Here is a 14,870-nt window from a genome sequence, read left to right as displayed (position 1 = left end):
TCATGTCCAGCACCAATGCTGCACCCGCCTATCCCGACGACATGCACCCCGGGCTCGTCCCCGGGATCAGCGTGGAAGAACAACGCAACCGATTCGGGGTGGACAAGCTCGTCTTCGGTGTCACCGCGGTGCTCATCGTCGCGTTCATCATTTGGGGCATCGCCGCACCAGATACCGTCGGCGAAGTAGCCGGCAACGCACTGAACTGGGGCATGTACAATTTCGGTTGGCTGTTTAACATCATCATGTCCGGCTGCGTCGTCCTGATGCTCGTCATCGCGTTCTCACGCTTTGGCACTATCAAACTCGGCAAGGACGACGAGGAGCCGGAGTACTCCTTCTTCTCCTGGATCGCCATGATGTTCGCCGCAGGTATTGGCGTCGGCATCTTCTTCTTCGGCCCCTCCGAACCACTCAGCCACTACATCACCCCACCACCACTGACTGTCGACGCCGAAACCCCCGAAGCCCTCCACCAAGCGATGGCGCAGTCCCACTTCCACTGGGGCGTTTCACCATGGTCGGCCTACGCGCTCGTCGGCGGTGCGCTCGCCTACTCGACGTATCGCCGCGGCCGCGTCTCCCTCCTGTCCTCCGTATTCACCCCCCTGACCAAGGGTAAAGGTGCATGGACCGACAAGCTCGTCGACATCCTCGCGATCGTTGCCACCCTCTTTGGCACCGCGGCCTCTCTCGGCGTCGCAGCGCTACAGATCACCGAGGGCGTTTCCATCGTCGGTGGCATCGAGGTGTCCACAGGTGTGCTCATCGGCATCGTCATGCTGCTATCCACCGGCTTCATGATCTCCGCCGTCTCCGGCGTTTCCAAGGGCGTGCGCATCCTCTCCAACATCAACATCACCCTGACGCTCGGCGCGATCTTCTTTGTGTTCGTCACCGGCCCGACCCTGTTCCTCACGAACCTCCTCCCGTCCGGCGCCATCGCGTACGTCGACAAGTACATGGACATGGCGTCCCGCTCACTGACCTGGGGCCAAGAAACACTCGACTTCCAGGCGGCCTGGACCGCCTTCTACTGGGCATGGTGGATCGCCTGGACCCCGTTCGTCGGCATGTTCATCGCCCGCATCTCCCGCGGCCGCACCATCCGACAATTCACCATCGTCACCATCGTCGTGCCGACCACCGTGCTCATCCTCGCGTTCACCATCTTCGGTGGCACCACCATCTCCTTCAACCGAGACAACATCCCAGGTTTCGACGGCACCAGCTCCACCGAAAGCGTCCTCTACGCCATGTTCGAGCAGCTCCCCCTCTACGGCCTCACCTCCGCCCTCTTGATCGTCATCCTCTCCATCTTCTTCATCACCTCAGCCGACTCCGCCTCCGTCGTCATGGGCACCATGTCCTCCAAGGGCGACCCGGCGCCAAAGAAACCGATCGTCCTATTCTGGGGTGCGTGCATGATGGGCATCGCCGTCGTCATGCTCCTGACCGGCGGCGAAGACGCCCTCTCCGGCCTGCAATCCCTCACGATCCTCTCCGCGCTGCCGTTCTCCGCCATCCTGATCTTCATCGGCGTCGCATTCCTCCGAGACCTGTCCACCGACCCTCTCGCGATCCGCAACACCTACGCGCGATCCGCAATGCGCGCCGCCGTCATCAAGGGCCTCGAAGAATACGGCGACGACTTCGAACTCACCGTCAACCAAGCCGACGAAGGCAAGGGCGCCGGCGCGGACTTCGACTCCACCGCCGCCCACGTCACCGACTGGTACCAGCGCACCAACGAAGACGGCGAAAACGTCGGCTACGACTACGAAACCGGCACCTGGGCCGACGGCTACGAGCCAGAGACCCCTGACAGCAACGACACTGATTCGGAGTCTGGTTCGGGGGTTGGTTCGGAAGCCAAGTCCAAGAAGGACTAGCTGGGCGCCACACTCAACAACACAGGCAGTGCCGTCAGCACAAAAGGCAGTAACAGGACTGTAGTAATCCTCGTCCTGTTACTGCCTTTTAGGTTTTATGGCAGAGCCTCACCTCATCAATGCAGCACCCCAGGCAGTTTGAGCATGCCGGTGTGCAGCCCGAACGCTACGGCGCCACCGATCAAGGCCGCCAGGATGCCGAGCACGATGCCAACGATACTGCCCGTCGACGAACTAGGTGTTGGTTCTTCAGTCGGTTTCGCCTGAACAGTCGTCCTCGTTTCGTTGCCCGCAGCATCACGAACTTTCACGACATCCCCCGCACGCAGGGGCTGCGATAACTGCACACTCCAGCGATGGTTCTTGTCGGTTCGTACCGTGACATCTTTCTGACCAGTTACCGATACAGTCAGCTTTTGGTTGACCCCATCGGCACTGCCGCGGAGCATTGTGTCGCCTTCGACAAGCGCTTCCAGGGTCGGTGCCTTCATCTTGCGAGAGGTAGTCGATGGCTGTGCCGACGTGGTTGGCTTCTTCGGCGAAGCAGACGGTTTAGCCGAAGCAGACGGCTTGGCCGAAGCAGACGGCTTGGCCGAAGCAGACGGTTTAGCCGAAGCAGACGGATTGGCAGAGGCAGACGGTTTAGCCGACGTAGACGGCTTAGCCGAAGGGCTCGGCTTCTTCGGAGAGGCAGACGGCTTGGCCGACGTGGACGGCTTAGCCGAAGTAGACGGCTTGGCCGGCGGGGTCGGCTTCTTCGGAGAGGCAGACGGCTTGGCCGACGTGGACGGCTTAGCCGAAGTAGACGGCTTGGCCGGCGGGGTCGGCACAACGCTTGGCGGCGCCGTCACCGTTACTGCAACGCTCACCGTTTCTGTCGACGTATCCGGGTACGTCACTTTCACGGGGACGTTGTGCTTCCCTGCTTTCATTCCGGCTGGTGGGTTGATAGTCAGTGACCCGTCTTCGACGACGTTGACCCAGTCAGGAGTTTTTGCGTCACGGGCGAATACTACGTCTTGGCCTGGGGTGAGGCGCTCAGTGGTGGTGGAACGGGTGTCGTCAAGCGTAGGGGCCGGAGCGGTGGCTTTCTTGCCCGCTTCAACCGTGATGTTGCTCCATTGTGGCTGGTAGTCTTCGGCGAGTTCCTTCGTGCCGACTTCGAACTGAGCCGAAGCCACAATCTGTCCTTCGACCATGAGCCGGGCCTGGAAGATAGAGCCATCTTTGGCGTCATCAGGCACGGTAAAAGAGCAGGTGTTCAAGTTGTCGTCGTTGCATGCGCCGTCGGGGCGACCATCGGCGTTGGTCCATTCGACGTCTGCGGATTGGCCTAGCGCCGCCACCATTTCGACGAATGGCTGGACCACGTCGCCTGGTTTCGCACGGTGCGTGCCGACGGAAGCACTGATGCTCAACATGGGATCCGCGACGTCTGGAACGAGGGCGAAGTTCACGCCTTCAGCAGCGTAGGTAGCAGTTGTATGGTACTTAGCTGCTGGAAGCACGGAGTTTTCACCGGCGGGGCCGAATTCCGGCACAGACCAGCCGGAGAAGGCAGGGAGTATCTGCTGTGTCGGGCCGGACTTTCGCGTCCCGGCGACTACAAAGCCATACAGCGATTCTTCGGTGATTCGCCCCTTGAAGCGCACGGTGTAATTGCCGTCTACAACTTTGCCAATCACAGTCTCGGCGACAGTATCCGGGTGCTCTTTGAGATACTCAGCCTGCGCACGGGAGCGCTGAGCAGGATCGGAGATCTGACCGACGGCTTCTTTCAGCTTTTCGACGCCCTCTTCACTCAGCCGGCTCATGACTACGTAGTGGCCATCCCCATCCTGACCTTCAGTTTTGCGTGGGAACCCGTCAAGGTTGTCGATACTGGACCAGTACACCTTGCCTGAAACTGAGTATTGCGGCCGATCAGTGGAAGGGCCTTGTTCGTCGAGCCGCCAATCGTTGCGCGGTCGAGCGAATGGGAAGGGTGTGTCCGTGGCCAAAGGCTGCTCTGCTGTGTAAATAGTCGCGTGGGTGAGAGCATAGCCCTCAATCACCTTGGAGCCTCCCGGCCCGTCGAAGTCGGGGTTCATAAAACCAACTCCGGAGCCTGGCGCTTGACGCAGTGTGACTAGTGGATTGCCAGCAGGGCCTTGCTGATTGGGACGCATCCACAGTTTGTAGCGGGTATGCTCCCCATCCGATTCAGGGTTGAAGTGGTGCAGGGTGCCCTTCGCATCAATCCAGTTGAGGTTATCGAACGCGAAGTAGCCTTCGCCGGGAGGAGTGCCGTCGGCCAGTGTGTGTGTTTTGGCTGAGAAGATAGGCGATGCCGGCGATGTGTTGTCCATCCACTGAAGGTACACGGTGTAACCGTTGCCGATTCCTTGCTGTGCCGCGTTGAGCGTGTTCGCATCCGTGGCCAGTACGACTCGGCCTTGCACTACGCCCTTCGCTCGTTGTTGTTCAATTTGTTCGAGGGAAGTGACACGTCCGGCTGCAATCGCGTCACGGTCGATAGCTTGCCGCGCATCTTCCGTAACTTCGGGGCTTACTGCCGGGACGACAGAGCCGTTGGCATCACGCCAGTTCTGGTTCCCGTCGAGTTGCTGTGCAGCGCTCTCAGGGTTCACCGCGTAGTGTGGCGTGACTGCGTTCGCTGACACTGTGTTAAGCGCAAGTGAACAGATGACGGTTCCGGCGATCATTGCACGTCGGCGTGCAGCGCGGGACGCTCCAATTTTTCGCATGAGGGGTGTCCTTTCAGGGGCAACAAATTCGTCTTAATACTACGACAGAGTTTTCTGCAAATTAACACCGTACTTTTTGGAACAAAAATATATCAGGCACGGTAGACAATTCCCCTACCTGCACATTTACTTGATACGCGAGTTTTAGAAACCACATATTTACGCTCCTTTTATCTCCTCTATTCCTTCGGGAGTTCTTTGAGCACTTCTCATCCATTCAGCAGTGGGGAGCGAAACTACAAGGTCATAAAAACATCCACCACGCACACGCGCGGTGGATTTTCTTGCGGAATTCATTCCCCAAAAACATGCGGTGATTTCCGCCACATACAGGGGTAAAAGCTACGCTTCGTCGGTCGACAACGCCGCCACGAATGCTTCCTGCGGCACGGTGACCGAGCCGATCGCCTTCATGCGCTTCTTACCAGCCTTCTGCTTCTCCAGCAGCTTGCGCTTACGCGAAATATCACCGCCGTAGCACTTGGACAGCACGTCCTTGCGCAGCGCACGGATGTTTTCGCGCGAGATGATCTTCGAGCCAATCGCCGCCTGAACGGGCACCTCGAACTGCTGGCGTGGGATGAGCTCCTTGAGTTTCTTCGTCATCTTGTTGCCGTACCACTGCGCGGAGTCCTTGTGCACGATCGCGGAGAACGCGTCTACAGGATCGCCCTGCAGCAGGATGTCAACCTTGACCAGGTCTGCTTCCTGCTCGCCGGCGTCCTCGTAGTTCAGCGAGGCGTAGCCCTTGGTGCGGGACTTCAGCATGTCGAAGAAGTCGAAGATAATTTCGCCGAGTGGCATGTGGTAGCGCAACTCGACGCGATCCTCCGAGAGGTACTCCATGTTCTTCATGGTGCCGCGCTTCGACTGGCACAGCTCCATCGTGGAGCCGACGAACTCCTGCGGGACGATGATCGTCATGTTGACGATCGGCTCGTACACGGCCTGCAGCTTGCCACTCGGCCAGTCGGATGGGTTGTGCACCATTTGCTCCGTACCGTCCTCGGCGATCACGCGGTAGGTGACCGACGGCGCGGTGGAAATCAGGTCCAGGTCGAACTCGCGCTCGAGGCGGTCGCGGGTGATTTCCATGTGCAAAAGCCCGAGGAAGCCACAGCGGAAACCGAAGCCCAGCGCCACGGAGGTCTCGGGTTCCCAGGTCAGGGAGGCGTCATTAAGCTGCAGCTTCTCCAGCGACTCGCGGAGCGCCGGGAAGTCCTCCTGGGAGACCGGGAAGAGGCCCGAGTACACCATCGGCTTGACCTCTTCGAAGCCGTCGAGCGGCTCGGCAGCCCCCTTGGTTGCCCAGGTGACGGTGTCGCCGACGCGGGTTTCGCGCACGTCCTTCACACCTGTGATGAGGTAGCCGACCTCGCCGGGGCCGAGCCCCTTGGTTTTCTTCATGGTTGGTGAGACCACACCGATCTCGAGGATCTCGTGGCGCACGCCGGTGTTCATCATCTGCACCTGCTGGTTCGGCAGCAGCTTGCCATCAAACATGCGGATGTACGTGACGACGCCGCGGTAGGTGTCGTAGACGGAGTCGAAGATGAGGGCGCGGGCTGGAGCATCGGCGTCGTATTCGGACGACGGCGCAGGGATCAGCTCCACGACCTTATCCAGCAGCTCCGGGACGCCCACGCCCGTCTTGCCCGATACGCGCAAAACGTCCTCCGGCTCGCAGCCGATAATGTTCGCGATTTCCAGTGCATACTTTTCCGGGTCGGCTGCCGGCAGGTCGATCTTGTTGAGGACCGGGATGATTTCCAGGTCGTTGTCCATCGCCATGTACAGGTTCGCGAGGGTTTGGGCTTCGATGCCCTGGGCGGCGTCGACAAGCAAGATTGCGCCTTCACACGCCTCGAGTGCGCGTGACACCTCGTAGGAGAAGTCGACGTGGCCGGGCGTGTCGATCATCTGCAGGACCATTTCCTGCCCCTCGTACTCGCCCGAACGTGGAGTCCATGGCAGGCGAACGTTCTGGGCCTTAATGGTAATGCCGCGTTCGCGCTCAATATCCATATTGTCCAGGTACTGATCACGCATCTCACGCGCCTCAACAACGTCAGACAGCTGCAAAATGCGGTCCGCGAGCGTGGATTTTCCGTGGTCAATGTGGGCAATAATGCAGAAGTTCCGGATCCGCTCCGGGTCAGTGAACGTCGTTTCCGCGAAATTTCGTTTTTGGGCAGCCATAATTGTGTCACTCTACCTGCCGAAGGCCCATTTCGAAACACACCCTTGCCCAGGTCAGGCAAAACACTTAGAGTTTGCACCATGGTCATCTGGCGCAAGCTCCAACAGCAACGACGTGCCTCCCTCAAGGAGGGGCTTGCGCTGCTCAACGAGCGCCTTGGGCTCACCCCCGGCACCAAGACCCGCACCACCGCCACGCGTATCGACGTCCAACCTACGGAGCAGCACGCGCGCAATATCTATTACGGTCCGGATATGGACGGCAACGCCGAGCCCGGCGAGGTCGTGTGGGCACTCGTGCCGTCTACTCCCCCGGAAGAACGCGCGATGCTTGTCGTGGGGCGTGACCACCACGACGTGCTTGCGCTGCTCATCCACTGCGGTGAGGAGCCGGTGGCGAACCCGGAGTCCACTACTGAGGAATGGCTCAGCATCGGCACCGGCGACTGGGACGCTTCTGGGCAACCCGGCTGGCTGCGCCTTGACCTACTGCTGGTGGTGCCGGAGGCGAGCATCCACCGGCGGGGTGCCACGCTTCCCGCGCGCCGCTTCGAACGAGTAGCCAACCGCCTGCGCGACAACTACCACTGGACCTAGCAGGCCCAGCACTTGCCCCGTTTCGCGTGGTGGGGTATCTTGGTCGAGTTGTTTGTATCCGGTTTCGGGTGCGTGATCTACGCGGGCAGGACCTTGGGTTCGCGTCAAGTTCAAAGCATTGCGCATATACAACCCGTCGCCGAATCTTCGACATTGCAATCGATATCAACTTATTTAAGAGGTGCACATTATGGCTAATATCAAGCAGCAGAAGAAGCGCGTTCTCACCAACGAGAAGCGTCGCGTTCGCAACAAGTCGGTCCGTTCCGCTGTCCGCACGGAGATCCGTAAATTCCGTGAGTCTGTCGAGTCCGGCGACAAAGCCGCTGCTGAGAAGCAGCTGCGTTTCGCTTCCCGCAAGCTGGACAAGGCTGTGTCCAAGGGCGTGTTCCACCGCAACAATGCGGCGAACAAGAAGTCGAACATGGCTCGCGCTCTGAACAAGATGGCCTAAGCTTTTCGCGCATAGCAATCCTGTGCCCCGGCCCCGCCCGGTGCGCAGGATTTTTTGCATTCGTAACATTGCTGAATCTGTTCTACGATACTGAATTTGTGAAGAATTATCGTCGTGCGCTTTGCGCAGCAGTTTCAGCTACAACTCTGACGTTGGGTGCCGTCGCGGTGGCCCCGGAGCAGTCCGCCGTCACCCCTACCGCGCAGGCGCAGCAGTTGCCTGACCTACGTGAGCTTCAGAAAATGCTGAACCCGCAGAATATTCGGCTGGACCGGCTGGCGCTGCTCGTCGGGCTCGTGGCAGCCATTGTGGTTTTGGGTCCGGTCACCGGCACGATCGGCTCCTCGCATGAGCCGGGTCGTCGCGGTTCCCAGGAGCGCCGCACCGTCAACGCGGACGGTCTGTCGCGCTCCTACAACGTGGTGCTGCCCTCAGGCTATGAGGAGGGCAAGCACTACCCTGTCATTATCGGCTACGGCGGTTGGCAGCACACCGCTGATCAGATGCAGAGCTACGCCAACCTAGAGTCCGCTGCTGCGGGCCGCGCTATTGTGGTGTACGCAGAGGGCGAGTCGCAGGCCTGGGCCGGCGCACCATACGCGCGGACCTCGACCAAGCAGGACATCGCTTACACTCGCGCGATTATCGACGACCTCGTCGAGCACTACGGCGCCGACCGCGACCGCGTGACCGCGGTCGGCTTGTCCAACGGTGGTGGCATGGTTGCATCGCTTGCCTGCCACGCACCTGAGCTGGTCAGCGGTATCGCATCGGTGGCGGGCGCCTACTACAACCCAACGGTCGAGGGTTGCAAGAGCGGTGCCGTCCCGACGTTGATCATGCACGGCACCAACGACAACGTCGTGGGTTACAACGGTGGCAACCGCCACGGCAAGCCGTTCCGCTCGGTCAACGACGTGTTCAACCTGTTCATGGACAAAAACGGCTGCTCTGTCGGCGCGGTCAACGAGTCACAGCTGGGCAACGTCACCCGTTTCACACCAGCATCATGCGTCGCACCAACGGAATTGCAGCGGATCGAAGGCGGGATCCACCACTGGTTCACGGACCCCTCCGCAAGCAACACCACCGTGGACTTCCTGCTTAGCCAGCGCTAAGCAGGCCGCGCACCACGAGCAGCACGCCAACGACGCAGAAGAAGCCGCCGGAGCCCATATCGATTGCGGGCCCGGTGGCTAAAAGTTTGCGCCGCACCCGGTTCGTTGACACAACCTGCGTGAGCACACCGAACAGGATGAACGAACTAGCCCACAACGACAGGATCACCACGATCTGCGTTGCCCACGAGGGGCTCGTCGGCAGCAGCGGCGCAATCATGGCGGAGAGCGCCACAACAATTTTTGGGTTCGCTAGGTTCGTCGATAGACCACGAACAAAACTGGCGCGCAAGCTCCCAAGACGCTGCTCCGCCTCCTCGAGGGAAAGGGGTGGGTTGCGCCTATCGCGCCAGCCTTGACGCGCCGCATTGATGCCCATCCACACCAGGTACGCGCCACCAATCACTTGCACCACCTGCAGCGCGCGAGGCACAGCGGTCAGTAGGGCCGCTGCTCCAAGCACGGTGAGCGTGCACCACCACAGCACGCCGAGTTGGATGCCGCATGTCGTCGCCCAAGCGTGAGGCCGAGAACGCGTCGCGGTACGGGTTACCAGGATGACGTCGGGCCCCGGCGCGGCTGCACCAACCAGGTTGAGGCCGACAATGACCGCGAGATCTGCCGGCGCGATCACCGCTGAGCGCCCTTGAGCAGGTCGATGAGGTCCTCGCGGCCGAACATGCTCGCTGTGTCGATGGCGGTTGGGGTGCCGGTGGTGGCGTCGGCACCCGCGCTGATGAGCGCGCGGGCGATGTCGTCTTCCTTCTTGAAAATCGCCCCGGCCAGCGGGCTTTGCCCACGCGAGTTCAGGGCGTTGACGTCTGCGCCGCGCGCGATGAGCCCTTCAGTGACGGCGAGGTGGCCGGAGTAACTGGCGAGCATCAACAATGAGTTGCCGTCCTGGTTTGTCAGGTTGACGTCGACGCCCTGGTCAACGTAGTCAAGCAGGCTCATGTCGCCGTCCCGCGCCATCTGGAACAGGCGGGTGACGAAGGCTTGGACGTCTTCGGGAATCTCGTTCGGTTCTTGCTGCGTCATAGTTTTCTCACGCTATCACGCGAGTTGGGCAATCCGACGAACTGCTTCTTCCACTGCGTACTCTGGTTCCCCGCCGCCACCTTTCACTGTCGACTCCAACTCAGCGACGATGATGACGGCCTGCGACACGGCGTCCCCCGACCACTGGCGCGCAACGTTCATGGTTTTCTTCACCACAAAGGGGTGCATCCCAACCGTGCGAGCGAGCTGGTCCGGGTTGCCCCGCACCCCATACAGTTTGGCGATGTCACCGACCTTGTGCGCGAGCGCCGCCGCGATCGCGACCGGGCTCGTGCCCAGCTGCAACGCCCGGCGCGTGGAGGCGAGTGCGCGGTCAGCGCGCCCGGCGATGGCTTGTTCTGCGATGTCGAAGCCTGCGACTTCCGCCACGCCAGTGTAGTAGTTACGCACGGCAGTCACGTCGACTTCGCCGTCGGTGTCCGCCACGAGCTGGCTCACCGCACTGGCGAGTTCCCGCAGGTCAGAGCCTACCGACTCGAGCAGCGCCGCGACGGTGTCCGGCGTTGGTCGCTGCCCGTAGCGCCGGAACTCCTGAGTGAGCCAGGAGTGGCGGTCGCGGTCGCGCAGGGAGTCCACCCGGTGGACCTCGGCGATCTTCTCGAACTTCTTCACATAGGCTTTTTGACGCCCACCTCCGGAGTGCTCGATGATCAGCGTCATGCCTGGCGCTGGGTCCACGCAGGCGCGCAGCAGGGTTTCGAGTGGCTCTTTGCCCGCCATTTCTGTGTTCTCGATGACGACGATGCGCTCCTCTGCGAACAGCGAGGGGCTGGTCGCCATGGCCAGTTCGCCCTCGGTGACGTCGCCCGCGCGTAAGGTGGTGCGCTCCGCAGCTGGGCTGAGCTGGGCAATGATGGCTTTGGTGGCGCGTTCGGCGAGGAATTCGTCTTCCCCGAGGACCAGGTGTACTGGGTTGAGCATGCTTCTTAGCGTAGCTGTTGCCTCCCATCTGCGTAGAGGACGGGCACGGGTCCCCGGTTGGGGAAGATGACGGGGATTCCTTCCGCTGTGGCTGCTGGTCTTTCGAGTGCGCTGCCTTTTTCGAGTACCACCACCAGCTCGGTACCGGTCGGGACCGGGAAGACGTCCTCTTTGGTGGCCACGACGTGGCTGCGTAGCGTAGCGGGGTCCACGACGGTACCGCGTGGCCAGGTAATGCAGACGCCGACTGCCACCGCGCAGACCAGGCTCAGTGCAAGGGTGCGGCCCCGCCACGGCACAAGCAGCAGCACGGCAACCACCCATCCGTATCCGATGAGCACCGTCACCGGATTTGCGGCGACTGTCGCGGCAGGCAGCGCAGCGCCACGCTCAGCCACGGTGTGCACCCACCAGGTCAGCGGGGTAATCGCCCACAGCAGGACTGCCTCTAGGCCACCCGGCAGCACTGCGAGCACCACCGCGCTCAGCCCAAGCACCGTCACCAGGGGCGTGACCGGTGCGACGAGCACGTTTGCACCAACGGAAACCAACGAGACCTGCCCCGCCATCGCGGCCACGAGGGGCATCGTCACAACATCGGCAGCAATGGCAACCGCGACAGCGCGCACGAAGATATCCGGCAGCGCAGTCGGTGCCAGCGCCCTGTAGAACAGCGGGAAGAGCACCACGATGCCGACGGTCGCCGCCACCGACAGCGCGAACCCATAATGCAGCGCCAGGTCGGTATCGAAGAAGATGAGCGCGACCACCGCCAGGCACAACGCGTGGATGACCTCCGTCTGGCTCGAGGCGACCACCGCGACGAGCCCGACCAGTCCCATGACGGATGCCCGCAGCACGCTCGGCTCCGGGCCGACCAATACGGCGAAGACCGCCAGCGCTGCACTCGCGGCGACGAGCCTGCCATACAGCCCGATACGAAGTGCTGCCGCGACCATCACTGCAAACGTGGTCACAATGGCCACATTCGCCCCCGATACCGCCGAGAGGTGCGAAAGACCCGTAGCGATGTACGCCTGCTGCTCCGATGCACCCTGCATCGAGGTATCACCCAACACCATGCCGGGGATGAGCCCCTGCGAGTGCTCGCCAACATGGTCGCGCACCGCATCTGCAAAGGCAGAGCGCACGTGCTGTGCCCACCCGGATGCACCCGTCGGCCCCGCCACGGGCTCGACCGCTCCGTTGACCGTCCACGGGTTCACTCCTGCCCGCGAGGACTCCGACACCGTGCCATCCACCCGCACTGTGGCCCCGCTGACCACCCCATCAGGGACATCATCGCGAACAAACACCGGCAGCTCCGCGCCGCCAGCCTTCGTGCGCACCCGCACCAGCACCCCGCCGGAGGCAAGCTCCTTCGGCGTCGCTGTCACGGTGGCCTCCACCGGCAGCCGCAAGGTCCCCGCGCGTGCCACCGCGACACGGACCCACGCCACCACGACAGCCGCCAGACCCCCAACCCCGACCAGCAGCGCCTGCCCCACCGCACGCGCCCACCCGCACAGCAACACCACCCCTGCAACCACCGCGAAGCCCGCCCACGGCGCGACGCCAACAGCCACGATCGTCGCCAACCAGACACACAGCGCGGTGGGCACCAGCCGAAGCTCCTGCACCGCCTACAACCCCACCAGCGGCGCAATCGCCTCGAACTTCGCAGGCCCAATCCCCTTCACCTGCATGAGGTCCTCGACCTTCTGAAACGGCCCATTCGCCTCCCTGTGAGCGATAATTGCCGCCGCTGTCGCCTCTCCCACCCCGGGCAACGTGACCAGTTCCGCCGCCGAGGCACTGTTGAGTGAAAGCTGCCCACCCGCGCCCGCAAGCGCGCCATCCCCAGCAGGACCGGCAGGCCCGGCAGGCGCGGCAGGGCCCTCACCGATTGCCACGACGTGTAGTTGTTGGCCGTCGACAAGCACTTGAGCCAAGTTCAACTGCAACAAATCCGCATGCTCAAGTGGCTGGGCAATATCCAACGCATCCGCCACACGCGACCCCTGATTCAACGTCACCAACCCGGGGTTAGCCACCTCCCCAACCACCGCCACAACCACACGCTCAGGCACATCCGTCGCCGTGGCGACGTTCTCCCACACCGGTGTTTCCACCTCTGCGGGATCCAGGCCACGAATCTGCAGGAGCGCCCACACCACCAGCACGCAAACAACCACCCCAGCCACCGCCGCAGCCGGCTTCGCCGGAACATGCACCCGCGGGGCAGGGTACTTCACCTGCAGCAGCGCCTCCTCACCAGTCGGGCGCGTAAGCTCTTGAATCCGTTCACTGACCTGCATAACCACAGGCTAAAACCAGCGCCACCACCCCGGGCAGCACACACAAACCTACTGTGGATAACCCCTCACCCACAGGCCCCGCACAGGCCACGTATCCACAACCGCAGGAATCCCCCTTGACACCGCCGCTACGTACGTGATCCGAACACAACCGACAGCCCGATCGCGCCAGGCCCTGTGTGCGCCGCAAGCACGTCGACCATCGACTCCACTAGCACTCGCGAGTGCCGCGGCAGGACCTCTTCGAGCATCCTCGCCAGCTGTTGCGCAGGCTCCTCCGCGTCCGCATGCTGCACCGCAGCGAACACCGGTTGCGAGTCTGCGCGTTCCAAGACAAGCTCGGTGAGCTTGGAAAACGCCTTCGTCTGAGTGCGGGTCTTGCCAGCAAGTTCGAGCTTGCCGTTGTGCATCCGCAGGATCGGCTTCGTTGCCAACAACGCTGCTGAGAGCACCGCAGTACCCGTCGAGATCCTGCCAGACTTTCGCAGCCAGTCCAGTTGATGTAGGTAGCACCACGTCTCGGAGCGCTTCAGCGTGGAAGACGCCATCGCCTCCACCTCTTCGAGGCTCGCACCCTCGCGTGCTACAGTCGCCGCCGCCATCGCGGCCGCTCCAACCGCCATGCCGACGGTACTGGTGTCGAGCACCCGCACGTTCCCCGGGAACACCCCCGACGCAGAGACCGCCGCGGACCAGGTGGAAGAAAAGTGCTTCGACAGGTGCAGCGCCACCACACCCTCGTCCTCGGAGCGCTCGAGCTGGCGCCCGTAGGCCGCCGCGAGTTCCAACGCCGACAGCCCGCTCGTCGATACTTCTTCGTCTTCGGCATGCTCCGTGACGTGCAGCGGGAGCACTGTGATGCCCAGCTCGCTGACAATATCGTCAGGCAAGCCCGCGGAGGAATCAACAACTACCCGTACCGCCATTTAGACCGTCAACCCCTGGTTCCACGCCTCGAGGTACCACTGGACACCGGCATCGGGCTCGCCGTAGCGGGGCAACGCCTGCAGCTGTGCGAAGTTCGCGTTACGCAGGCTCTTCATCATTGGGTACTGCGAAATCTCCAAGTCCAACAGGCTCGACGTCAATGCCGCAATCGTGCCTCCATGTGCGACAAGCAGCACCGCCGTATCTTCCCACTCGTCAAAGCTCTCGAGCAGCTCATCGACCACTGGGCGTGCGCGCTGCGCAACGTCAATTCGGCTCTCCCCCTCCGGAGGCGCCCACGTTGGGGTATTGCGCCAGTGGGCGCGAACGCTGCCGTCGACGCCATCAACCTCAGCGTGGGTCTTGCCCTGCCACTGCCCAAGGTGGGTTTCGCGCAGGCGCGCATCATAGGTCACCGGCAGCCCGAGGTGTTTCGCGACGATCTGCGCTGTGTCCGCGGCCCTGCTCAAGTCCGAGGCAATTATCTTCGCGACGCCCATCTCCGTCAACACAGGCGCAATATTGCGCGCCTGCAGCTTCCCCTCCTCCGACAGCTCCGTATCGAGCTGTCCCTGCATCCTCGACGTTGCGTTATACGTCGTTTGGCCGTGCCGCAGCAAGATGAGTCGTCGCGCCAT

The 14,870-nt window shown here is 62.0% G+C and carries 13 protein-coding genes; 4 read left to right on the top strand and 9 right to left on the bottom strand.

Translation table 11 applies throughout. The features are described from left to right. Nucleotides 1-2: 2 nt before the first annotated feature. Nucleotides 3-1,892 (top strand): BCCT family transporter, encoded by a 1,890-nt coding sequence (locus tag BJP07_RS05700; protein WP_071566546.1) that lies wholly within the window; start codon nucleotides 3-5, stop codon nucleotides 1,890-1,892. A 116-nt stretch (nucleotides 1,893-2,008) separates the two neighbouring features. On the opposite strand, the gene BJP07_RS05695 is transcribed toward BJP07_RS05700, so the two are convergent. Both BJP07_RS05695 and lepA read right to left on the bottom strand, forming a co-directional pair. Continuing rightward, nucleotides 2,009-4,639: a Rib/alpha-like domain-containing protein gene (locus tag BJP07_RS05695; protein WP_083584111.1), complete on the bottom strand. Its 2,631-nt coding sequence runs from the start codon at nucleotides 4,637-4,639 to the stop codon at nucleotides 2,009-2,011. A 342-nt stretch (nucleotides 4,640-4,981) separates the two neighbouring features. Continuing rightward, complete coding sequence (gene lepA, locus BJP07_RS05690) at nucleotides 4,982-6,838, bottom strand: translation elongation factor 4 (RefSeq protein ID WP_071566544.1); 1,857 nt, start codon at nucleotides 6,836-6,838, stop codon at nucleotides 4,982-4,984. Nucleotides 6,839-6,919: 81 nt separating this feature from the next. Here lepA and BJP07_RS05685 point away from each other — a divergent pair, with 81 nt between their 5' ends. From BJP07_RS05685 to BJP07_RS05675, 3 genes are all read left to right on the top strand, one after another. Next, nucleotides 6,920-7,435: a type II toxin-antitoxin system PemK/MazF family toxin gene (locus tag BJP07_RS05685; RefSeq protein ID WP_071566543.1), complete on the top strand. Its 516-nt coding sequence runs from the start codon at nucleotides 6,920-6,922 to the stop codon at nucleotides 7,433-7,435. A gap of 190 nt (nucleotides 7,436-7,625) precedes the next feature. Beyond that, a complete protein-coding gene (rpsT, locus tag BJP07_RS05680; protein ID WP_071566542.1) occupies nucleotides 7,626-7,889 on the top strand; it encodes a 30S ribosomal protein S20 in 264 nt (87 codons plus the stop codon). A gap of 98 nt (nucleotides 7,890-7,987) precedes the next feature. After that, nucleotides 7,988-9,007, top strand: a complete 1,020-nt coding sequence (locus BJP07_RS05675; RefSeq protein ID WP_143109679.1) for a PHB depolymerase family esterase — start codon at nucleotides 7,988-7,990, stop codon at nucleotides 9,005-9,007. Here BJP07_RS05675 and BJP07_RS05670 read toward each other — a convergent pair. From BJP07_RS05670 to BJP07_RS05640, 7 genes are all read right to left on the bottom strand, one after another. Beyond that, nucleotides 8,994-9,638: a LysE family translocator gene (locus tag BJP07_RS05670; protein ID WP_071566571.1), complete on the bottom strand. Its 645-nt coding sequence runs from the start codon at nucleotides 9,636-9,638 to the stop codon at nucleotides 8,994-8,996. The two genes, BJP07_RS05675 and BJP07_RS05670, sit on opposite strands and share 14 nt — an antisense overlap. Continuing rightward, complete coding sequence (locus BJP07_RS05665) at nucleotides 9,638-10,045, bottom strand: ankyrin repeat domain-containing protein (protein ID WP_071566540.1); 408 nt, start codon at nucleotides 10,043-10,045, stop codon at nucleotides 9,638-9,640. The genes BJP07_RS05670 and BJP07_RS05665 overlap by 1 nt, the downstream gene beginning before the upstream one ends. A gap of 15 nt (nucleotides 10,046-10,060) precedes the next feature. Further along, a complete protein-coding gene (gene holA, locus BJP07_RS05660) occupies nucleotides 10,061-10,987 on the bottom strand; it encodes a DNA polymerase III subunit delta (protein ID WP_071566538.1) in 927 nt (308 codons plus the stop codon). 5 nt (nucleotides 10,988-10,992) lie between these two features. After that, entirely contained in the window at nucleotides 10,993-12,627 is a 1,635-nt protein-coding gene (locus BJP07_RS05655) for a ComEC/Rec2 family competence protein (protein ID WP_071566536.1), read from the bottom strand. A gap of 3 nt (nucleotides 12,628-12,630) precedes the next feature. Beyond that, nucleotides 12,631-13,305 (bottom strand): ComEA family DNA-binding protein, encoded by a 675-nt coding sequence (locus BJP07_RS05650; RefSeq protein ID WP_071566535.1) that lies wholly within the window; start codon nucleotides 13,303-13,305, stop codon nucleotides 12,631-12,633. Between the two features lie 128 nt (nucleotides 13,306-13,433). Then, nucleotides 13,434-14,231, bottom strand: a complete 798-nt coding sequence (locus tag BJP07_RS05645; protein WP_071566534.1) for a DegV family protein — start codon at nucleotides 14,229-14,231, stop codon at nucleotides 13,434-13,436. Continuing rightward, the gene (locus BJP07_RS05640) at nucleotides 14,232-14,870 is read right to left on the bottom strand and encodes a histidine phosphatase family protein (protein WP_071566533.1); all 639 of its coding nucleotides are present in this window, start codon (nucleotides 14,868-14,870) and stop codon (nucleotides 14,232-14,234) included.

This window comes from Corynebacterium sp. NML130628 (genome assembly GCF_001875665.1).
In the GTDB taxonomy this organism is placed as follows: domain Bacteria; phylum Actinomycetota; class Actinomycetes; order Mycobacteriales; family Mycobacteriaceae; genus Corynebacterium.
This window is presented reverse-complemented; position numbering and strand designations above follow the sequence as displayed.

Bases quoted from the DNA above. Each gene is read 5' to 3' on its own strand.
- lepA (WP_071566544.1), bottom strand. From the start codon at position 6,838: ATGGCTGCCCAAAAACGAAATTTCGCGGAAACGACGTTCACTGACCCG.
- BJP07_RS05665 (WP_071566540.1), bottom strand. From the start codon at position 10,045: ATGACGCAGCAAGAACCGAACGAGATTCCCGAAGACGTCCAAGCCTTC.
- BJP07_RS05685 (WP_071566543.1), top strand. From the start codon at position 6,920: ATGGTCATCTGGCGCAAGCTCCAACAGCAACGACGTGCCTCCCTCAAG.
- BJP07_RS05700 (WP_071566546.1), top strand. From the start codon at position 3: ATGTCCAGCACCAATGCTGCACCCGCCTATCCCGACGACATGCACCCC.
- BJP07_RS05650 (WP_071566535.1), bottom strand. From the start codon at position 13,305: ATGCAGGTCAGTGAACGGATTCAAGAGCTTACGCGCCCGACTGGTGAG.
- rpsT (WP_071566542.1), top strand. From the start codon at position 7,626: ATGGCTAATATCAAGCAGCAGAAGAAGCGCGTTCTCACCAACGAGAAG.
- holA (WP_071566538.1), bottom strand. From the start codon at position 10,987: ATGCTCAACCCAGTACACCTGGTCCTCGGGGAAGACGAATTCCTCGCC.
- BJP07_RS05645 (WP_071566534.1), bottom strand. From the start codon at position 14,231: ATGGCGGTACGGGTAGTTGTTGATTCCTCCGCGGGCTTGCCTGACGAT.
- BJP07_RS05695 (WP_083584111.1), bottom strand. From the start codon at position 4,639: ATGCGAAAAATTGGAGCGTCCCGCGCTGCACGCCGACGTGCAATGATC.
- BJP07_RS05640 (WP_071566533.1), bottom strand. From the start codon at position 14,870: ATGGCGCGACGACTCATCTTGCTGCGGCACGGCCAAACGACGTATAAC.